The 20276-nt window shown below is 42.7% G+C and carries 20 protein-coding genes; 2 read left to right on the top strand and 18 right to left on the bottom strand.

Annotation, left to right across the window (positions count from 1 at the left end; genetic code table 11):
* Positions 1-5: 5 nt before the first annotated feature.
* The 9 genes from AEQ18_RS03445 to AEQ18_RS03405 all read right to left on the bottom strand — a co-directional run bounded on the left by AEQ18_RS03445 (position 6) and on the right by AEQ18_RS03405 (position 9475).
* Positions 6-1091: a prephenate dehydrogenase gene (locus AEQ18_RS03445; protein ID WP_054114969.1), complete on the bottom strand. Its 1086-nt coding sequence runs from the start codon at positions 1089-1091 to the stop codon at positions 6-8.
* A 43-nt stretch (positions 1092-1134) separates the two neighbouring features.
* Positions 1135-2301 (bottom strand): chorismate synthase, encoded by a 1167-nt coding sequence (gene aroC, locus AEQ18_RS03440; protein WP_054114968.1) that lies wholly within the window; start codon positions 2299-2301, stop codon positions 1135-1137.
* Between the two features lie 18 nt (positions 2302-2319).
* Positions 2320-3378, bottom strand: a complete 1059-nt coding sequence (aroB, locus tag AEQ18_RS03435; RefSeq protein WP_054114967.1) for a 3-dehydroquinate synthase — start codon at positions 3376-3378, stop codon at positions 2320-2322.
* 30 nt (positions 3379-3408) lie between these two features.
* On the bottom strand, positions 3409-4428 hold the full coding sequence (aroF, locus tag AEQ18_RS03430) for a 3-deoxy-7-phosphoheptulonate synthase (RefSeq protein WP_054114966.1): 1020 nt from the start codon (positions 4426-4428) through the stop codon (positions 3409-3411).
* Between the two features lie 50 nt (positions 4429-4478).
* Positions 4479-5348 carry a shikimate dehydrogenase gene (gene aroE / locus AEQ18_RS03425; RefSeq protein WP_054114965.1) on the bottom strand — a complete coding sequence of 290 codons (870 nt, stop codon included), beginning with the start codon at positions 5346-5348 and terminating at the stop codon, positions 4479-4481.
* A gap of 408 nt (positions 5349-5756) precedes the next feature.
* Complete coding sequence (locus AEQ18_RS03420; RefSeq protein ID WP_054114964.1) at positions 5757-6515, bottom strand: ABC transporter ATP-binding protein; 759 nt, start codon at positions 6513-6515, stop codon at positions 5757-5759.
* Positions 6515-7399 (bottom strand): ABC transporter permease, encoded by an 885-nt coding sequence (locus AEQ18_RS03415; protein WP_054114963.1) that lies wholly within the window; start codon positions 7397-7399, stop codon positions 6515-6517. The genes AEQ18_RS03420 and AEQ18_RS03415 overlap by 1 nt, the downstream gene beginning before the upstream one ends.
* 68 nt (positions 7400-7467) lie before the next feature.
* Entirely contained in the window at positions 7468-8523 is a 1056-nt protein-coding gene (trpX, locus tag AEQ18_RS03410; protein ID WP_054114962.1) for a tryptophan ABC transporter substrate-binding protein, read from the bottom strand.
* A gap of 373 nt (positions 8524-8896) precedes the next feature.
* The gene (locus AEQ18_RS03405) at positions 8897-9475 is read right to left on the bottom strand and encodes a hypothetical protein (RefSeq protein WP_054114961.1); all 579 of its coding nucleotides are present in this window, start codon (positions 9473-9475) and stop codon (positions 8897-8899) included.
* 154 nt (positions 9476-9629) lie between these two features.
* On the opposite strand from AEQ18_RS03405, the gene AEQ18_RS03400 reads away from it, so the two are divergent.
* Both AEQ18_RS03400 and efbA read left to right on the top strand, forming a co-directional pair.
* Positions 9630-10016, top strand: a complete 387-nt coding sequence (locus AEQ18_RS03400; RefSeq protein WP_054114960.1) for a DUF1622 domain-containing protein — start codon at positions 9630-9632, stop codon at positions 10014-10016.
* Between the two features lie 108 nt (positions 10017-10124).
* The gene (gene efbA, locus AEQ18_RS03395) at positions 10125-11822 is read left to right on the top strand and encodes a fibronectin-binding protein EfbA (RefSeq protein ID WP_054114959.1); all 1698 of its coding nucleotides are present in this window, start codon (positions 10125-10127) and stop codon (positions 11820-11822) included.
* Between the two features lie 85 nt (positions 11823-11907).
* On the opposite strand, the gene AEQ18_RS03390 is transcribed toward efbA, so the two are convergent.
* From AEQ18_RS03390 to AEQ18_RS03350, 9 genes are all read right to left on the bottom strand, one after another.
* The gene (locus tag AEQ18_RS03390; RefSeq protein ID WP_235505479.1) at positions 11908-13071 is read right to left on the bottom strand and encodes an MFS transporter; all 1164 of its coding nucleotides are present in this window, start codon (positions 13069-13071) and stop codon (positions 11908-11910) included.
* 176 nt (positions 13072-13247) lie between these two features.
* Complete coding sequence (locus AEQ18_RS03385; RefSeq protein WP_054114957.1) at positions 13248-13991, bottom strand: hypothetical protein; 744 nt, start codon at positions 13989-13991, stop codon at positions 13248-13250.
* Between the two features lie 206 nt (positions 13992-14197).
* Complete coding sequence (locus AEQ18_RS03380) at positions 14198-14674, bottom strand: MarR family winged helix-turn-helix transcriptional regulator (protein ID WP_235505478.1); 477 nt, start codon at positions 14672-14674, stop codon at positions 14198-14200.
* Positions 14675-14796: 122 nt separating this feature from the next.
* Positions 14797-15285, bottom strand: coding sequence for a pyridoxamine 5'-phosphate oxidase family protein (locus AEQ18_RS03375; protein WP_054114956.1), 489 nt, complete (start codon positions 15283-15285; stop codon positions 14797-14799).
* Between the two features lie 223 nt (positions 15286-15508).
* Positions 15509-16198: an ABC transporter ATP-binding protein gene (locus AEQ18_RS03370; protein ID WP_054114955.1), complete on the bottom strand. Its 690-nt coding sequence runs from the start codon at positions 16196-16198 to the stop codon at positions 15509-15511.
* 23 nt (positions 16199-16221) lie between these two features.
* Positions 16222-17475, bottom strand: a complete 1254-nt coding sequence (locus AEQ18_RS03365; RefSeq protein ID WP_054114954.1) for a hypothetical protein — start codon at positions 17473-17475, stop codon at positions 16222-16224.
* The gene (locus AEQ18_RS03360) at positions 17472-18515 is read right to left on the bottom strand and encodes a hypothetical protein (protein ID WP_054114953.1); all 1044 of its coding nucleotides are present in this window, start codon (positions 18513-18515) and stop codon (positions 17472-17474) included. The genes AEQ18_RS03365 and AEQ18_RS03360 overlap by 4 nt, the downstream gene beginning before the upstream one ends.
* A 24-nt stretch (positions 18516-18539) precedes the next feature.
* On the bottom strand, positions 18540-19169 hold the full coding sequence (locus AEQ18_RS03355; RefSeq protein WP_054114952.1) for a hypothetical protein: 630 nt from the start codon (positions 19167-19169) through the stop codon (positions 18540-18542).
* Between the two features lie 322 nt (positions 19170-19491).
* Complete coding sequence (locus AEQ18_RS03350; RefSeq protein WP_054115026.1) at positions 19492-20169, bottom strand: carbonic anhydrase family protein; 678 nt, start codon at positions 20167-20169, stop codon at positions 19492-19494.
* Between the last annotated feature and the right edge of the window lie 107 nt (positions 20170-20276).

The following is a 20276-nucleotide window of genomic DNA, read 5'->3' as shown; positions in this document are numbered from 1 at the left end:
TTCTCCTATTTGATCCGACATGTGTAGGTCGTTTTTTGGTTGATTAACTGTTCTGCTAACAGTAAATCGTTTTGGCTTTTGAAGGAGATCTGCAGGACACCGGTGATCTCTTCACGGCTTTCTAAAATTTTCAAATTGATCAATGACAGCTGATGCTCCCCTAACAGTCCGGTGACTTCTGCGATCACGCCTGAATAATCGGGCACATCGATAAATAAATCGTAAAACGCTGGAATAGCGCCATTTTGATGGACTGGCAGTTGATCGCGGGTTTCTTTTGCTGATTCGAAAAAGGCATAAATCGCCTGTTCGTCTTTCGTTTGCAGCCAGTGAGAGACGGTGGACATCCGCTTTTGCCAATCATCGATCATCGTCAGCAGTGCCTGCTGATTGCTTAATAAAATATCAGTCCACATGCGCGGGTCAGACGAAGCGATTCGCGTGATATCCCGGAAACCTCCGGCAGCCAATTGTTGTGCCCGAGGATGCGCTTGGTTGAAAGTATCCGCTTGATTCACTAAACCAGAGGCAATGATGTGGGGCAAGTGACTAAGCATACCGGTGATTTGATCATGCTCTGCTGGTGTCAGTGTCACATACTTCGCCCGTGTTCCTTGAAATAATGCTTCCAGTTCGTTGATACGGGAAGCATCGTTCGGCGTAAAAATATAATAGGCATTTTCAAACAAATCTCCATTTGCGGCTTGAATTCCGGATTTATGCGAGCCAGCCATTGGATGACCGCCGATAAAATCAAAGGAAAACTGTTGCGCAAATTGACTGATCTCTGATTTTGTACTGCCGGTATCTGTCACCAATACATTCGGCTTGAGGGGTAGTTGCCCTAAGCGCGCCAAATAACTTTTCGTGATTTCCACGGGTAATGCCAACAGAATGATATCTGCCTGGACGGCTCCTTCATCAAAAGAAGCTGGGACTTCAGCAACGAGGTTAGTCTGACGGGCGATCTCATTCGTCGATGGACAATGATCCCAGCCCATCAGGTAGCTCTCGGGATGTTCCTTCTTTATACATATTGCCAGTGATGCACCGATCAGCCCTAGACCTGCGATCATAATCCGTTGCGTCATATCCCTTGTCCTCTCCTTCATTCATTTTTTTGTCAACCTGTATTTAATACTGTAGTAAGTATGCGCGGTATTCTTTGACTGCCGCTTGTAATTCTTCGTATGAATCACTTGGGAATTTCTCTAAGATCTCATTGGCGACAACTGTAGCAACCACACTTTCGCAGACGACACTTGCTGCTGGTACTGCAGTACTATCAGAGCGTTCGACACTTGCTTTGTAGGGTTCCTTGCTGTCGATATCTACGCTTTGCAATGGTTTATACAACGTTGGGATTGGTTTCATGACGCCGCGTACCACGATAGGTTCTCCATTGGTCATTCCACCTTCAAAGCCGCCTAAATTATTGCTGCGTCGGGTATACCCGGATGTCGCATTCCACAAGATCTCATCCATGACTTTGGATCCTGGCAATACCCCAGCTTCGAAGCCGACCCCAAACTCAGCGCCTTTGAAAGCATTGATGCTGACAACAGCTTGGGCAATTTTGGCATCGAGTTTTTTATCCCATTGCACATAACTGCCAAGACCTGCTGGCACGCCGCCAACTAAGACTTCTACAACGCCACCAATCGTGTCGCCATTTTTCTTTGTTTGATCGATCAAGGCCTTGATGTCTGCTTCAACTGAAGGATCAAGGACTCGGACTTCGGATGCCTCAGAACGTTCAGCAATTTCTTTGACAGTCAAGCCGTCAGGAATCTCAGCCTTGATCCCGCCTAGCATGGTGACATGGCCAGCGACATCTATCTCTAACTCTTTCAATATTTTCTTAGCAATTGCACCAATTGCTACCCGCATCGTCGTCTCTCTAGCAGAGGAGCGTTCAAGGACGTTGCGTAAATCTTTATGATGGTATTTCATCCCTCCGACCAAATCTGCATGTCCCGGTCTAGGCCGTGCAACACGCCGCAACTTGCGGTCTTTTTCAGGCACTTCTTCAATGGCCATGACTTTGGTCCAGTTTTTCCAGTCTTTATTTTCAACGATCAATGTGACGGGAGAACCTAACGTTTTACCATGGCGAATCCCGGAAGTGATCTTGACTTGGTCTTTCTCGATCAGCATGCGGCCGCCTCGACCATAACCAGTCTGCCTTCTTGCCAATTCATGATTAATGTCTTCAGCCGTCAATGGCAGGCCAGCGGGCAAGCCTTCGATGATTGCTGTCAATTCTGGTCCATGGGATTCCCCAGCTGTAATATAGCGCATGTTGGATAACCTTCTTTCTTATTGTATGTAGTCTCTGATTTTTTCAGTCGGTATCGTGACGATTTTCGCCTTGCCAATTTCATCTAACAAGATAATTTTGAGGTGACTGCCTCTGGCTTTCTTGTCATGGCTGATTGCTTCAAACAATGTCGATTGTGCCACTTTAGGTGCCGCAATAGGCAAATTGAATTTGCGTATCATGTCTATTAATTGGTCAGTTGTTCCTTTAGGCGAAAGTCCGATCTTCTCCGCATGGCGTGTGATCATCACCATACCGATCGCCACACCCTCACCGTGACTCAACGTGCCGAATCCAGATAACTTTTCCAATCCATGGCCAATGGTATGACCAAAATTCAATGTCAATCGGCTGCCATGATCAAATGGATCTTCTTCCACAACCTGTTGCTTGATTTTCAACGTTTCAGTGATGATTTCTGTTGCATGTGCTAAGAGATCTTCTTCATCCGTTAATGCTGCAAGTCTTTGCCATAGAATTGGATCTGCGATAGCCGCTGATTTGATGATCTCAGCTATGCCTTCTCGCACCCTTTGGATGGGCAATGTAGTCAGCAGCGCTGGATCAATCAAGACGCCTTCTGGCTGAGAGAACGTCCCCACCAGGTTTTTGGCTGAATCGGTATTGACGGCTGTTTTGCCGCCAATACTCGAATCTACTTGTGCCAATAAACTCGTTGGGATTTGCAAGAAATGGATCCCTCGCATATAGGTAGAGGCCACAAAACCAGCCAAATCACCGATCACACCGCCTCCTAACGCAATGATGCCATCGCTGCGGGTCATGCCGAATGTTGCCAACTGATCATAAAGGGCCGTAGCTTGCAGCAATGATTTGCTTTTTTCCCCTGCGGGCACTTCGAGCAATGTCGCATCAAACCCATGGCGCTTCAAAGCTGTCATTATGGCTTCTCCATACAAAGGGGCAACATGGCTATCGGTGATCACCGCGACTTTTTGTGCTTGCCACAAGCGACTGACCCAACTACCGACCTCTTTAAAGGCGCCTGACTCGATGATGATATCGTATGATTGATCTTTTAAATTTATGTGTAACATCTACCTACACCTCACGATTTGTTCTTCAGATTATAATGCTTTGATTTCTTTCATCGCTTTTTCCATAATATTGACTTCTTGCATCATTCTCATGTATGTTTTTTCATTCAATGATTGCGGACCATCTGACCATGCATTCGCTGGATCAGGATGGATTTCGACGATCATACCATCTGCCCCAGCAGCGACACCCGCTCTCGCCATTGGCGGAACTAGATCCCAAATGCCTGTACCATGACTAGGGTCAACAATGATTGGGAAGTGACTTAGTTTCTTGATGATTGGCACCGCACTGAGGTCGAAGGTGTTTCGTGTAGCTGTTTCGTAAGTCCGAATCCCCCGTTCAATGAAAATCACTTCACTCTTGTCTTGTACGGCAATGTATTCAGCTGCATTCAACCACTCATCGATCGTACCTGAGATTCCGCGTTTCAAGCCGATTGGTTTGCCTGTTTTCCCAACAGCTGATAGTAATTTGAAGTTTTGCATATTGCGGGCACCAATCTGTAAAATGTCGCTGTATGCAGCAACCATATCGATATGGCCTTCATCCATGACTTCAGTAATGACTTTCATACCCAACTCATCTGCTGCTTGACGGATGTATTTCAAGCCTTCTTCTTCTAATCCTTGGAAAGCGTATGGTGACGTCCGAGGTTTGAAGGCACCTCCACGTAAGATCGTTGCACCGCCGGCTTTCGCGATCCGGGCACATTCACGGATTTGATCAAGGCCTTCGATTGAACATGGGCCAGCCATTGTAACGAAGTTGCCACCACCGATTTTTACCCCATCAACATCGACAACTGTATCTTGCGGATGGAATTCACGTGAAGTCAATTTGTACGTATTTGAAATACGAATTGCGTCTTCAACGCCTTCGTAACTGCGGAATGCAACATCTTGGATCAAGCGGGTATCTCCTTTAAGGCCGATCACGACTTGTTCTTTTCCTTGGTTGACTTGAACATCCAAGCCTTCTTTTTTGATTCTTGTTACAACAACATCCACTTGTTCGGCAGTTGCGCCTGGTTTCATAATTACGATCATTTTCATTTCCTACTTTCAGTTTTTATAGTTTATAATTTATAGTTGCTTTTTTATAATGTTTCGATCAATGCTTGGACTTTCTTCACGGGCATTTCTTTGCCTGTCCATAATTCAAATGCTGCAGCACCTTGATAGAGCAGCATGCTCAATCCATTTGCTGTTTTGGCACCGGCTGCTTTAGCATCCCGCAACAATTGGGTTTCACGGGGATTGTAGATCACATCGTAGACCGCCATTGACGCCCGTAATAGCGATGTGTCTTTTAGCGGACTCTCTGATTCATTGGGTTTCATCCCAACCCCAGTCGCATTGACCAGCAACTGACTCTTATTCAAAGCGTCTGCCAAAGCTGAATCATCTGCTAAGTCTTGCAGTGTGATGTTGCAGCCTGTTTGTTGCGCAATTTCTTGTAATTTGACTTCGATCACTGGATAAAAAGCATCTTTTCGATTAAATACTTGGATCTCTTTGACACCATCCAAAGCTGCTTGACTAATGATCGCTGTTGCTGCACCGCCGGCTCCGATCACTGTGATCGTTTCACCGATGATCGACACATCGATTGCCTCCAGTGCTTTCATAAAGCCGATGCCGTCTGTATTGTGTCCAGTTAAGTGACCGTTGTCGTTGACGATCGTGTTGATCGCACCAATCAAAGCCGCTGCTGGTGAAAGTGCATCTACCAATGGTACAGCCGCCATCTTGTGGGGCATTGATAGATTGACACCTAACATATCTAAGGTACGGATACTTTCAATGCTAGTTGCCAAGTTTTCTGGTTCAACATCAAAGGCAAGATAGACTGCATCAATGTTGTTTTCTGAAAAAGACAGATTGTGCATTGCTGGTGAGATGCTGTGTCGTGCTGGCTTAGCGAACAGTGCGGCTAAGCGGGTATGACCGGAGAACATTTGTTCCATTTGATTCATTCCCTTCAACAAAAAAGATGTCCACCGTAAATTGTCAGAATCTACAGTGAACATCTTTAAACATTACATATCAGCTGATATGCGAATATAAAAAATAGCCACTATAGATTTTACGATCTACGTGGCTGCGAATTCATTACGAAATGCCCTAGCCATCATAGATACAAACGTGTAGTTTGCATCCATGCTTTCATGAATACAAACCTATCTAAAATAGCTAAAGTAATAATTATTCAGTTGTGAGGGGTTCGATTGCAATTGTTTTTGCATAATAGTTCGCTCCAAACTGATGTAAGATTGACCTTAGTATAGGATTTCTCGTGAAAGTTGTCAATGATTTTTTCTGATTTTTTTCAAATATTTGCATTTCATTTAGCTGAACGCTGTAATAGCAACGTTTTACAAATCATCTTCAAAGAACAATAACAGTTCAGGCAAGCTAAGCGCCGCTTTTTCTGTTGCGGACAAATCTTTGACGATTTCTCCTTTGCGCAATAAAATCAAACGATTACCGTATTTTAATGCATCGTCCATGCGGTGGGTGATCATCAAGCACGTCAATTGCTGTTGGGCCACTCTCTCAGCAGTGATCTGCATCAGTTGTTTGGATGTCTTGGGATCCAAAGCCGCGGTATGCTCATCCAATAGCAGCAATTTTGGTGTTTGGATCGTGGCCATCAGCAAACTTAACGCTTGTCTTTGCCCACCTGACAAATTTCCCGTCGGTGTGTCCAAATGTTGTTCCAAGCCATTGCCAACTTGTTGGCACAAAGTATAGAAATACTCCCGTTGATTTTGCAGCTGTCGCAATTTCAAATTACGCTTTTGCCCTCTTTTTTGTGCCAACAATAAGTTTTCTGCAACGGTCATCCGCGGTGCAGTACCCATTTTTGGATCCTGAAAGACCCGCGCCAAATAGCGGGCTCTTTTTTCTTCCGATAGCGTGGTGACCTCTTGGTCATCGATCTTGATCTGCCCGCTTGTTAGTGGCAGTGTGCCAGAAATACAATTGAACAAGGTACTTTTCCCTGCGCCATTGCCGCCTACCACCGTGACGAACTCACCTGGTTGTAATGTCAAGTCAACTTTATTCAGTAGGACTTTCTTTTCATGGGGACCATTGCCCACCACTTTGGTTGCTTTGCTGATCTGTAACATTACTCATCCTCCGTTTCGAACCCTGTGCGTAAATGCAGGGCTTGCTTTAGTTGCGGGATCAATAGGCAGATCGTCAATACGATGGCAGAGAATATTTTCAAGTACGTCGTATCAAAACCAGCTTTAATCACAAATAAAATCAATAATTGATAGATGATACTACCAATCACGATCGCAATCAAGCGTTCCACTAGGGTCAATTCTCCATATAGAACCTCACCGATAATGATCGATGCCAATCCGATCACGATGACCCCAATCCCTTTGCTGACATCCGCATAGCCGTCATTTTGGGCAATCAATGCCCCTGACAATGCAATGACCCCATTAGATACGATCAAACCCAAAATCTTCATCCGATCAGTGTTGATACCCATTGATTTGGCCATGTCTTCATTGTCGCCTGTTGCAATATAAGCTTGACCAAGATTGGTATGGAACAGATACAACAAGATGCCGCCAATCAATACGACCATGATCAACCCAATGATGACCGTATCGTAATAGTTTGGCAAATTCATTTTTGTAAAAAAGTCTTGAATTTTCGGTTGATTCAATAAAGACAGATTCGGTGATTGCATGACAAACAACATGACAGAATTCAAGGCTGACATCACTAGGATCCCTGCTAAGATCACTGGAATCTTACCTTTGGTGTAAAGCAGACCCGTGACACATCCTGCACACATACCAGCCAGTACACCCAGTACAGTCGCCAAAACAGGCGAAACGCCATGGGTGATGGCTGTGACACACACGGCCCCTCCTAGAGGAAACGAGCCTTCAGTCGTCATGTCTGGAAAATTTAGAATGCGATACGTCATAAAAATACCTAAACCAAGAATGCCCCATAATAGCCCTTGGCCGATTGCTGATACGATCATGTTGATTCCTCCATTATTGCGCACTGCCAGATGCCGCTAGCGACATTGGCAGTGCCTAATCCGTTACGTTACTCTGCGCTTGATGATGTGGTTGCATCATCGCTGTTGACCATTGTCGCATCCGCTTTGATGCTGTCAGGGATCGTGATGCCTAAAAACGCCGCTTGTTCTTCATTGATGATCGTTTCCCCATCACTGAATGTGTAGATTGGTGTCGTTGCTGGTTCTGATGTCCCATCTAAGATTGCAGCCACCATTTTTCCAGTTTCCACCCCAATCGTAAACTGGTCTTGCCCAACAGTAGCTAGGCCCCCTTGTTCGACCATGGTGTCCACAGATGTAATGATCGGTGTTTTGGTTTTATTGGCTTCGCCGACAACAGTTTGCATCGCATTCGCAATCGTATTGTCTAATGGAATATAGATAAAGTCAACTTCTTGCGCCATGACTTGAACTGTTTGTGCAATCTCATTACTTGAAGGAACCGCATATTTTTTCGTGGTCAAACCATTATCTTCCGCTGCTGCTTCTGCCTCAGCCACTTGATACTTCGAATTGTCTTCAGTCGACGAGTATAAGATTCCGACAGATTTGGCATCCGGCATGAGTTCTGTAGCCAATTTGATCTGTGCCCCAACAGGCGCTTTGTCAGATACCCCGGTGATATTGCCGCCAGGTTCGTCCATATCAGCAACCAAGTTTGCCCCAACTGGATCTGTGACAGCACCTAATACGATTGGCACATCTTGCGTCACATTTGCTAAGGCTTGTGCCGCTGGTGTCGCCACACCCACCAACACATCTGCATTTTTGTTCAACAGCTGCTGACTCATCGTGGCCAATTTACTTTGATCCGCTTGTCCGTTTTGAAACTCGATCGTTAAATTATCGCCTTCAGTATAGCCCGATTCTTTCAATCCCTCTTTGATGCCATTCGTAATGGCATCTAATGCTTCATGGCTGACATATTGCAAGATTCCCACCGTTTTGTCCGCTTTTTCACTTGTCGTTGCTGTCGTGGCTGCTTGATCATTGCCGCGGCTCATGCCTAATTGATACACCAATGTTGCCCCCAAAAATAGTAAAATAACAATAACTGTAGCCATTAATCCCTTGTTTTTCATGTGTATTTGCTCCTTTTATTTTCAAGTATATTGATATGATTGCCAGACGAATGTTGAGAACAAAAAAAGCAACTGCCTATGGTTGGGCAATTGCTTGTAAGCAAAAGCCGCATAGAAGCTCGTCCTATGCGGCGGATATGTCAACTACCAGCATAGATACAGCACTTTAGAAGGTTCTCTAAAAAGTTGTATCTATGGAATGAGGTCCATCAATACAACTATCTACGCCAGATTTGCCATGATTTGACTTGCAATGGAATAAATAGTTTCATGATTGTTCCTCCTCTTCCTGTGATCGATTTCTTGATTTGAATTTAGTTTAGCTTATTGATAAAAAAACGTCAATAGAAACTTTGCAAATTGTCAGATTTTTTTATTCATCCTCATCCAAGGAGCGTATCGTCCACATTGGCAAGCGATTCAATTCAGGAATAAATTCAGTTTCCGGATGTTCAAATGAGTCAAATGTAAAGCGGTTCTTTTCAACCCCTTCTTCATAGAAGACAAAGGTCACTTTATTCGGATCTACTTGATACGTGTCGGTGAAAAAGCCAGTGTCATAAACAATCGGGTAATAATAAAACGTCCGATTCAATTCATCTTCCTGGTCAGCAATCAACTGATACACCTGGTCTAATGCTTCTCCATGTGGTTGACTGAACATGACCGAGATGGCTTTTGTCTGCTGGATAGTTTGATCCGCAGATTGATAATGCAATGGTTGCACTTTTTCTGAAGGGAGCTGATCAAAGGCCATGCGGTCTACCAATGATGCTTTGATTTGCTTTTGAGAAAAAAGGATAATCCCCGCAAAAACCACTGCCAATAGGATCCCAGTGCTTAAGATAATCAGCGTTTTACGTTGATTACGATAGACATCATCCACGAAATCATGCCAAATATCCGCACCTTTACGTTTCATTTCTTGAAAATAACGGGCGGCTTCTGCCATAAGTCCCCCTCCTTTGATAATATATTTATGTAAAAATTCGTCGGTTCATCTTCTGTATCATACTAACAAGATGCGTCCAACACGTCAAGAAACTTCACATATTGGCCTATTTTCGGTATGATAGACAAAAAGGACAAAGGAGTAAAAATAACCAATGGCAGACAAACTGATGGATATAGCCGCACCAATCTTCAATATGATCGTGGTCTGTTTGAATTTCTTATCGATCTTCGTTTTGGTTTGGGGTGTTGTCATGGCGGGGATTGATTTTATTCGTTATGAATTAACCGAAAAAGACCGACTGGTTGCCGCAAGAGAAAACAATTTTATCCGTAATTTCTTAGGCAGTTATGTTCTATTAGGATTGGAAATCTTGATTGCTGCGGATATTATTGAAACGATCATTCACCCAACTTTTGAAGACATCGTCCGCTTGGCCGCTGTCGTGATCATTCGAACCGTGATTTCTTATTTTTTGAACAAAGAGATCGAACGGGCGTTGCAAACCACAGATCATCACTCCATCAAGAAAGACAAGTAGCCGTTGTCCATGGCTTTTGTCTTTCTTTTTCGGTATAATAGATAAGAGTTTACGCGATAAATGACTGCTTCCAAGTGACAATGGAATGCGAGAAAAGAGGAACCAATCATGTCTTTTGATGGTGTATTTACCCATTTAATGGTTTCAGAGCTCAACAACTTGTTGATCAATGGCCGTGTCAATAAGATCCATCAACCTTACGAAAACGAGGTTGTCTTTGTGATTCGTTCTCAAGGGAAAAACCACAAACTATTATTATCCGCCCATCCAACCTATGCCCGCGTGCAATGCACGACGATGACATACCAAAACCCAGACACACCCCCTAACTTTTTGATGATGCTGCGCAAATATTTAGAAGGTGCGATCCTAGCCCGGATTGATCAAATCGACAATGACCGGGTGATCCATTTCCATTTTAGCAGGCGGGATGAGTTAGGTGATCTGCAATCATTGGTTTTAATCGTTGAATTGATGGGACGCCACAGCACGATTCTATTAATGAACAATGCCACAGGGAAAATCGTCGATACGATCAAACATATTGGGCATGCACAAAACACGTATCGTACCCTCCTCCCCGGTGCAGTCTACATTGCACCGCCAAAACAGACAACACTCAATCCGTTCACTGCTGCCGACACAAAAATTTTTGATGTATTATCAAGGATCGATGACTGGCAGCCGAAAACGCTGCAGCAACAGTTCCAAGGACTCGGCAGAGATACTGCGGATGAGTTGATCCAGCGCATCACTGCCAATCCCAATGACAAATTACGTCAATGGACCCAATTCTTTACAGCAGTCACGGATCAATTACAGCCCAGTTACATTGAAACCAATGGCAAAGAATTCTTCACCCCGATCCCTTATCATTCCCTATTGACTGAGGGAAGCCAAATCACAAACTTTGCGTCACTAAGCGCCCTGCTTGATCATTTTTATCATGACAAAGCCGAACGGGACCGTGTCAAACAGCAAGGCGGCGAATTACTCAAAAAAATCGAGAATGAGCTGAAACGCAATCAAACCAAATTGCAAAAACGGCAACAGACATTGCGTGATTCGGAAAATGCCGAAGCATTCCGGCAAAAAGGTGAACTGTTGACCACATTTATGGCACAAGTGCCACGAGGCGCACATTCGGTGACATTAGAGAACTATTATGAGGAAAATCGCCCACTAATCATTGACCTTGATCCGGCATTGACCCCCAATCAGAATGCCCAGAAGTATTTCCAGCGTTATCAGAAGCTGAAAAATGCCGTCAAATTGATCCATCAGCAAATTGCCGAAACCAAAGAAGAAATCGACTATTTAGCCTCCGTGCTGGCACAATTAGAAATTGCTTCTCCATTAGATCTGGCGACGATCCGCGAAGAGTTGGTGGTACAAGGCTATGTCAAAAACCGCAGCAAACAAAGGAAAAAAGCTGCGCCTTCACAGCCCGAACGTTATCTGTCATCTGATGGTACCGAAATCCTAGTCGGCAAAAACAATTTGCAAAACGATCAGTTGACATTAAAGACAGCCCGTAAAACAGATTACTGGCTCCATACGAAGGATATTCCAGGTTCTCACGTGATCGTCCGATCTGATGATCCAAGTGAAGCCACCTTACTGGAAGCCGCCGAACTAGCTGCTTATTTTTCTAAATACCGACAGTCAGCGCAAGTGCCGGTTGATTATGTTCAAGTCAAACATATTCGCAAACCTAATGGTGCCAAACCAGGTTTTGTGATCTACGAAAATCAAAAAACACTGTATGTGACACCAAGTGAATCAATTTTGCAGTTACGACAATAAAAACAAGACCGTTCAACGCAGGAATCCTCTGCTTCGAACGGTCTTGTTTCATTTAACGTAGAGATCTAGATAGACTACAGGAGAATCAGGCTTGACTTTTCCTAAAGAAAAACAACGCAATGACCCCGAAAACGACCCCCATAATGGCTGGAGCAACTGGGGCAAATAAGACATATAACTGTCCACCCAGCAAAGGTCCGACCACCCGTGCCAGCGACTGCATGCCTTGGCTGCTTCCCAGCACCATACCTTGTTCTTTGTGGTCCACTTGCTTTGATAACGCGCTATTATAGGCAGGCGCAAAAATAGCATCCCCCATTCCGTATAGAAGCAAACCTAGTACAAACAAGATCGGTGCTGCAAAGAAACCGGATAAGCAGATGAAGCAATAACCACTGACCTCGCCTATGATCCCCCAGCGAAGAATCGCTGGCTCACGCATTTGTTTCAGCAGCCACGGCATCAAAAAACTTTGTGCCAAAATATCTTGAATCCCAATGATCGAGAACATCAAGCCGATCAGCGTTGGCGACCAATTGAAGGAATCAATGGTGAATTGCGAAAATATGGCTTGCAATCCACCTGCAGGGATCCACAGAATAAACGCCATGAAAACAATGCGTCCAATCGCTGGATGGGTGAATACATAGCGAAATTGCCGAAATGGATTGATTGCTTTCAGACTAGCTTTCTTACGCAAAGATGTTGGCAAACTTTCAGGCAAGCAAAGCCAGGCATATACACCATTGACGATTGAGACCAACGCACCGACAAACATCGGCACAGCATAGCCGAAATGTGCCAAACCACCGCCAATGATCGGACCAAGCGCCGTACCGGCACCAGCTACCGCACTCATCCACCCAAAATATTTCGTTCGTTGATCAGGGGATGTACTATCCGAAAAGTAAGCATACAATGTGCTGATACTGCCACCAGTAATCCCTTCAATGACACGACTAAAAAAGAAGACCCACAATGCACCGCCAATGCCAAATAAGAGATACCCAAGTCCGCCGCCGAATAAGCAAAGAATCAAAATCGGCCGTCTGCCGATTTGATCACTAAAAGCCCCCAAAACAGGCGCAGCAAGAAAGACACATCCCGCATAAACAGCCGTCAATGCACTAATCACAAATGCTTGCTGACTGGGATCTTGAACATAAGGTGCCACCAAGAATGGCGTCACAGGTGCGATGATCGTAAAGCCGACCCCGCAAAGAAAAACCGAAATTAAACCTAAAGTCAAAGCATGTGGTGAGAGTTGTTGATTATTTGTAATAAGAATCAGTCCTTTATATTTAATGTTTCCTAGGAAACAAATGTATCATACTGCAATATTGTTCCCTAGTCAACAATAAAAGGCACACTTCTGTCAAAGAAGTGTGCCCTGTTATGATTTTCCAATGAGTAAACCAAAACCAACTATATGAAAACAAACAGCATTCCTGAACAAAGGGTACCAATCAAGAAAATCTGAATACTTCCTTCCCCACCTTCTGGCAACTCAAATTTAATGATATTCATGAGCAACGCACCCGTAATGATTGCCTCAATCGACACCAGTACAAAATAAGGCAAAATCAAGAACATCGAACATACGGCACCAGTGAGAATCGAACCTACGAGTAGAAAGCGTCCAATCTGAGTGAAGCGCGTCCCATGATGATGAAACAAATGCCAGTCATTCATCAAAAAATGCAACCCAAACGCGACAAAATAGGTCAATACATAAAAAGGCGCATCTAAAATATTCGCAATCACCAAATAACCAATCATCACATTGTACAGCATATGAAAAGAAATATCCGACCAAAAATACGCTTTTTCTGCAGAAGCAAGATCCTTCTTAGCCAAAATACTGAAACTACGTTCATCAATTTTGTAGGCGATGTAACTCAACACGAGCCCCAGCAATACTAAGGCATAAATACCGTGGGTATAAAGAATGCCTGAAGACCAGCCAAATTCATCAATCAACACCGATTGGAAATAGGCAAGATGTGGCAATAGGTGTATAATAGCATAGGAAACCCCCACACCAGCCGCGAAAGAATGAAAAAACTGAACATCACCATTTTTATCCAATAGAAAAATAGATGCCAAATGAATCAAGATAAAACCTGAGATCACCAACAAATTGATGAGCACCTCTGAATTCGAAAACATATGAACTCCTTACCAACAACCATGTTTAATATTTTAATATAAATAACGATTGTTTATTAAGTTCGAACCGAATATTTAACTAATAAGCAACATTTAATAATATGTAAAGCATTAAAAATATTGTAACACGCCTATTTTAAAATAACAACATACGCCATAGTGAAAACGCTAGGTGAAAATCATGAAAAAAACAGTTAAGCTTTCACTTAACTGTTGGTCAATGGATGGTGGCTTGCTTGCTGATCGAGATGATTGCTGTATAATGCCAAAAAATGTAATAACTCGGCTTTTTGCTCCGCATCCATCGTGGCAAAAATCGGTTGATCCCGTTCTCTGAACACTTGGTGCAAATCACGATGGGTGTCATATACGGACTGGCCTTCTTCCGTCAAGGCAAATAAGATCTCTTTTTTATTTTCCGGGGATTGATAGCGAGTGATTGCATCCTTCTTCAATAGCTTTTGCGTCAATTTGGTCACCGCACTGCGGGTCAAAAACAGCGTTTCGGCCAGCTGTGTCACATTCGGATGTGGCAAGTCATTGATCGCTTCAATCAAATGGACTTCAGTTGACGTATAGCCCGCCAACGCAGCTTCCATTTCCTGTTTGTTCAAGGCAGCCATTTTGTTGTAGACATCACGAAAGCCGCGTATGATTTTTTCTTCATCGGTATAAGGCATCATCTTGCAGCTCCTTCATTTTTTATTATTATAAGCCGAATGAAGGAAGAATTCAATGGACGCCTCAGTCAAGAGAGTGAATCATATTATACCACTAATAGCAACAGCAAATGTTTCCACAAAAATCAACGTATACCATTCCGATCCAAAGTGATTTTTTCGATAAAATCAAGGTGATATAGTTTTTCCCAGTGGTTGATATTCAAGGTTCCTTGTGTAAGATGAATCGCCAAGAAGCAACAGCCTTGGTCTTTCTCATTGTTTACCTCATCATACCAAACAAATGCCTTCCTGATTTTCTCTCTCAGTTCAGCATTTTTCGGATCTAAGACCCATCCTAAATTCTCCCCAATTCCATTAGCCGTAAACCATTCCCCGCAAATTGCAATTGAAACTTCTGGATTTTGTTGGATCTGCTTGATCTTATTCGAATTTTCATGAGTGCATACATAAAATACCCCCGCTTCGTAATAGGCGTCTACATCACGGACAACAGGACGCGGCGTTCCCTTGCTCCCTGGCTCGCAAGCAATGGTTGCCAAGGAGATTAAGTTGTCTTTCCCCTTACCGAATTTTTCTTCTATCAGTAAAATTCCTTCTTTATACAATGTCATGGTGCGCTCTCCTTTTTTTATTAGTCTATGATTTTTCTTCACATATAATGGAATGAGATACCTGTTTCTGCTTGTAAAGACAACGTTATGTGTTTTATTTCACAAGATACCATTTACAGCATTGCAGAAGCAAACAAAGCAAATCTATCGGAGATTGAATCAGATAGATTGCTTCTTTAAAAGTGTATCAAGTAACATAATAATCCGCAACAATAAGCCATACTCACACTGAATCAACGCGTACGCTTCTTTCCTCTAACTTCCCATCCTTCATCACTACTTGTCGGTCACAGGCATCAGCAATAGCTTGTTCATGGGTCACGATGATCACAGTCTTGCCTTTTTGATGTTCCCTTCTCAGAATATCCAACACCAACTGACTATTGTGTGAATCTAGATTCCCCGTGGGTTCATCGGCCAAAAGAATATCTGGGTCATTGATCAACGCTCTCGCGATCGCGACACGCTGTTGTTGGCCACGGGAAAGCTGATTCGGATATTTTTTCAGTTGATTGTCGATCTGCAAGTCAGTAGCCAATGTGGCTAACTGAGCCGCTTTTTCTTTTCTGATTTTTCTCGGCAAATAGGTTGTTGGCAATAAAATATTTTCTTTCACTGTATAGTCAGTGATCAAGCCAAAATGCTGTAAAACAAACCCAATCATTTGATTTCTTATCTGTGCTTCTTGTTTATACGTGAATCTTTCGGTTAGTTGATCTTTAAGTTGATAACTACCGCTGTCACAGTGATCCAGCAAGCCTAAAATTCTTAACAATGTTGTTTTTCCGCTGCCCGATTCGCCGATGATGGCGAGCAACTCCCCTTGTTCGCAATGAAATAAGGGGATATCAAGCGCAGTATAAACCGTGTCTCCTGTTTGATATGTTTTCTTGATATCTGTTAAATGAATCACCTGATAGGCCCTCCTTTTCTCAACTACTGCTTCTTTCTAATCTTTCGTCTTGGAAAAAAGCGGCTGATTAAGACGGTCATGACTGTTACCCCATAAAATGCAAGATAAAATAATGTACCAAACACTATCTGCCGATTCAGCCAGTTTTCTCCTAAAAATAATTGATTGATCATATACATCAGCGCCCACGATACTGTAAATAGCACCAAATAACTTATACTGATCACAGCAAACAGCTCTGCTTTTGTAGACCCTATGCCAAAATAAGCAGCATATACAGTTTGTCGTTTTTGATAGCTAAAATGAACGATCATGCCTGTTTGTACCGTTGCAAAAACAAGCAGCAACAGTAACAAAAACAGTTGATTTTGGTACAAAGAGCGATACATATTGATCTCAAAATCAAAGATGGATCGATCATTGCTAAAAGAAAGGTAGCTGTATCCATGTCTAGTGCCTATGTCTTTGACCGCTTCTGCAAGATCTAAATAATTGAGCGATTCTTCCTCTTTAGCAGACAACATATAAAAAAAGCCCATGATCTGCACCGATAGATTGGGGCTATCTGATTGCATTAAATCTTCCGTCAACGGGATGACGATCATCTCGTCTAGTAGGATTTCTTCAGTTCTGCCTTGCCAAAAATTCAGCAATGAATGCGCCTCAGTCAGGAAGCCTTTCACCTGATACGTCCGCTCTGCTGTAATCACTTGACCCGCTTCATTGATTTCGACAAAAGTTTGCAATAAAAATTCATCACCAATCTGGTAACCTTCTCGGTAATGCGCCCCCAAGAGAATCCCATTTCCGCTACCGGCGAAATCACGCTCCTCAAGTTGGCGTCCGTTAGCAAGACGGAAGTCAGCTTTTTCTACTAATGCTTGATTCATGATCATGATTTGTGGCTGAACCAAAGACTGGCCAAATTGATTTTCAATCGCCAGTTCCGCCTCAGGGTAAACAAAGGCCTCTGCTCCTGCAAAAAAATCTCCCCCTTGCAAATAGTAATAAATGTCATCGCCGAATAGCGTTTTGCCTTCGTCAATGATCGCTAAAATATCCTTCGAAGAAATAGATTCGGTTGAAATGTCCACAAAACGGATCGAGGCGTCCGATCCAAAGTTTTTCATTAGAGCTTGTGTGTGTTCCAGATAGGTTTCATATGATTGGAAGAATTGGACACTGCTCATGATAACAAGGGTAGTCATCCCTACTACTGCAGCTTTCAGCCAAACATGTACGCCCATTTCGGTCAGTACATAGATCAACCTTCTCATTCGTCCACCTCCATAAACATAGCTGTTACACTGACTTTCCTGACGTACCAGATAGAAAGTAGGAAAAAGACGCCTAATAGTCCTGTGTACAACGCGTATACATGGAGCAATGCAAGCCAACGTTGAAAGGCTGTTAACGGTAAAAACCATGGAAACAAGCGAACTATACCGAAGTAGACTATGCAGGCAGAAACAAAGGCCCATGTAGTCAAAAACAAAAATTTTTTAAAGGTATCGATCACTAGCTGAAAAGTGTGGGCACCAGCCATTTTTCGGACAGCAAATTCCAAGCGCCATAAATCAAAGCGCTGATAATAATGAATCCCCATGCACAGCAAGATGATCAAGAGTAATTGCATGAATAATTGCCGGTATTCCGATACAATATCCGCCATATTTTGCTGATTCAACCCAGCGGACAGATCATTGATCGCGCTCATATAGTCACTTTCATCGACAACAGCTAAGATAGCTTGTAATTGGTTCTGTGCTTTATCGTAATGCGCACTGCTTACCACGATCGCAGTAATATTGGATTGGTAACGTGCATCTGTCAATATCTTATCAGAGTATAAAATTAGGTTCTGATTAAATGGCGATTGAGGCAGCAACCCAGTGATAGCAAATTGGGTATCATAAATAGCTAGTTGCTGATGATGGATGTCTTTGGCAATCGCTTGATACGCATCTTTCCCCGCAATCAGATGTGGAACTGTCTGGGCTGTATTTTCTAACACATTGAGCTGTTGAATCGCCCCTTGAGGATAGATCATCATTAATGAGGTTTCTGCATTATACATTGGCAAATAAAACTGAACAAAACTTGTATCATCTAACACATCATTCATGACGCGAATCATTTCCTCTCCATCGAATTGCAGCCCATGGACGTCGATTTTAGCAAAGGATTTTTCGTAATACGTTTGGTAGGTAGAAAAAAATGTCAGCTGGGATTGGATCATCGTACTTATGAAGAGTAAAAGCAGAAAGCTAACGGTAATGATCGCTCCAGGCAATAGTTGTTGATTCAATCTTTTCATAATGATCCTTTCAATTTGTGCGCACTATTCGACTTGGTTTAGCATCAAGGAAACTTCCATTTTGTAAGGTTGGTCTTGACCAAAAGGATATTTGAAAACAGCCAACCATTTAGTCAGATTGGTTTCTCTATCATAAACTGGTATTTCTGTATAGATCTCCCAAAGATCCAGTGGCAGTTGGTCACTGACCGATGTCGCCTCATAATGAAATTCTTTGTTGGATTGATTTCCTTCTAGCATGATATACAATGGAATGGCGTAAAAGCCTTCTGCTTCAGCAAGGAACTTGTACTTGTACTTGTCATAGTAGCCTAATCCATCATCACTATGATAGGATTCGTTTTCTTCTATCCCTATCCCATAGGCGAATTGTTCATAAAAAGCACTAGATTGGATGACATCTCCCGATAAACCATCACTAGATAACTGAGATACATAGCCATATTCTTTATTCTTAAGATAGATTTTTAATGTATTGCGCACATATTCATCCACTGACATGAAACCATTGTTGACTTCTGAGTCGATTACCGTGAATAGTTCGTCTTTCGTAAGTTGTTCAATACCTTTTTTACCCTCGCTATTGGCTATAAAAACAATAATAGCCGCGAGTATACTGAAACAACTAAACCCCCATAATACATATTTTCTCAAAAAGATCACCTTCAATTTATTTACTCTGCAACATATACAATATTGTTCAAGATACATTCAGAAATGCATTTGTTTTTGAATGTTCAGACTATTCTCTTGATATTTTATCATAATTAATAGTTAAATATATATAAAATGAAGATATTTTTGAGATTTTGTATAATATGCCAAATTTTTCAACTATCCTGTCCGAACGAAAAAACTATGAATAAGCTGTGAATAACTGATGAGGTGTCAAATCCAGAAACAAAAAAAACCAGTGCAATCTCTCATCGCACTGGTTTTCATATCTATTCAATTTTTAACGCACCATATTTGAATTTCAATAGAAATAAATCGGTCGTTCTTTGCGGTCTTGCAAAGGCCGGTTGTTGTTTTCCAAGACTTCTTCGCGGAATTCTTGAATAAACTTGCGGCTCATCTCTCCCACCCAGTCAAAAACGAACCAGTTGATCGGTCCTTTGGTTGGTGGTGTAGTCAATGACCCCACATAATGAAAATGGTGGGTCCGTTCTGGTAAGAACATGCTCGGATCGAACCATTGGACATGGTTTTCGAAATCCCAAATACTGTCATCTTGTGCATTGCAGATCCAGTTCAGTTTATCCGTCAGACGGAATAAGATACCAACAACCAAGTTCTGCCCTGCTTCATTCATATGCACTAAATGAAATTCAAGTTCTTGTTGTTCGTCATCGATGATATGTTCTGAAGGCATGTGGAAATGAATATCCGTCAAGTGGTAGTCGACCCCTTGGAACGTCACATAGCTCTCTTTATCGAAGGGAACAAAGTGGATCGTATTTTTAAATTCTTTCTCGGTAAATTGCTCACGGGTATAATGGAACGTCAGATCTTGATCGATTGGTTCTTCGGTTTCGTCATGGACCAATGCGATTGGGGATTGCAACGGGAACTCCGCGCCTTCTGCATACCAGTCACACAATGTATGCCAATGTTCGGGTCCATTATCGCCTGAATAACTCCAGGGCACATCCATATTTCTTTTCAAACAAACAGCCTCCTATATCAAGCGAATAGTCATTGTAAAGTTTACGCTAAGAAAACTTTCTCCCCATGCTATCAGAAAATAAATAAAATGAAAAC

The sequence above is a fragment of the Enterococcus sp. RIT-PI-f genome, from assembly GCF_001297065.1.
In the GTDB taxonomy this organism is placed as follows: domain Bacteria; phylum Bacillota; class Bacilli; order Lactobacillales; family Enterococcaceae; genus Enterococcus_D.
Note: the sequence above shows the minus strand (reverse complement) of the source record. Positions and strands in the feature narration are given on the sequence as shown.

Coding starts and splice junctions, on each gene's coding strand:
- AEQ18_RS03400 (WP_054114960.1), top strand. CDS start 9,630: ATGGCAGACAAACTGATGGATATAGCCGCACCAATCTTCAATATGATC.
- aroB (WP_054114967.1), bottom strand. CDS start 3,378: ATGTTACACATAAATTTAAAAGATCAATCATACGATATCATCATCGAG.
- trpX (WP_054114962.1), bottom strand. CDS start 8,523: ATGAAAAACAAGGGATTAATGGCTACAGTTATTGTTATTTTACTATTT.
- AEQ18_RS03360 (WP_054114953.1), bottom strand. CDS start 18,515: ATGAAAAGATTGAATCAACAACTATTGCCTGGAGCGATCATTACCGTT.
- AEQ18_RS03415 (WP_054114963.1), bottom strand. CDS start 7,399: ATGATCGTATCAGCAATCGGCCAAGGGCTATTATGGGGCATTCTTGGT.
- aroF (WP_054114966.1), bottom strand. CDS start 4,428: ATGATCGTAATTATGAAACCAGGCGCAACTGCCGAACAAGTGGATGTT.
- AEQ18_RS03445 (WP_054114969.1), bottom strand. CDS start 1,091: ATGACGCAACGGATTATGATCGCAGGTCTAGGGCTGATCGGTGCATCA.
- AEQ18_RS03385 (WP_054114957.1), bottom strand. CDS start 13,991: ATGTTTTCGAATTCAGAGGTGCTCATCAATTTGTTGGTGATCTCAGGT.
- aroE (WP_054114965.1), bottom strand. CDS start 5,348: ATGGAACAAATGTTCTCCGGTCATACCCGCTTAGCCGCACTGTTCGCT.
- AEQ18_RS03420 (WP_054114964.1), bottom strand. CDS start 6,515: ATGTTACAGATCAGCAAAGCAACCAAAGTGGTGGGCAATGGTCCCCAT.
- AEQ18_RS03380 (WP_235505478.1), bottom strand. CDS start 14,674: ATGATGCCTTATACCGATGAAGAAAAAATCATACGCGGCTTTCGTGAT.
- efbA (WP_054114959.1), top strand. CDS start 10,125: ATGTCTTTTGATGGTGTATTTACCCATTTAATGGTTTCAGAGCTCAAC.
- aroC (WP_054114968.1), bottom strand. CDS start 2,301: ATGCGCTATATTACAGCTGGGGAATCCCATGGACCAGAATTGACAGCA.
- AEQ18_RS03405 (WP_054114961.1), bottom strand. CDS start 9,475: ATGGCAGAAGCCGCCCGTTATTTTCAAGAAATGAAACGTAAAGGTGCG.
- AEQ18_RS03350 (WP_054115026.1), bottom strand. CDS start 20,169: ATGGATGTGCCCTGGAGTTATTCAGGCGATAATGGACCCGAACATTGG.
- AEQ18_RS03365 (WP_054114954.1), bottom strand. CDS start 17,475: ATGAGAAGGTTGATCTATGTACTGACCGAAATGGGCGTACATGTTTGG.
- AEQ18_RS03375 (WP_054114956.1), bottom strand. CDS start 15,285: ATGACATTGTATAAAGAAGGAATTTTACTGATAGAAGAAAAATTCGGT.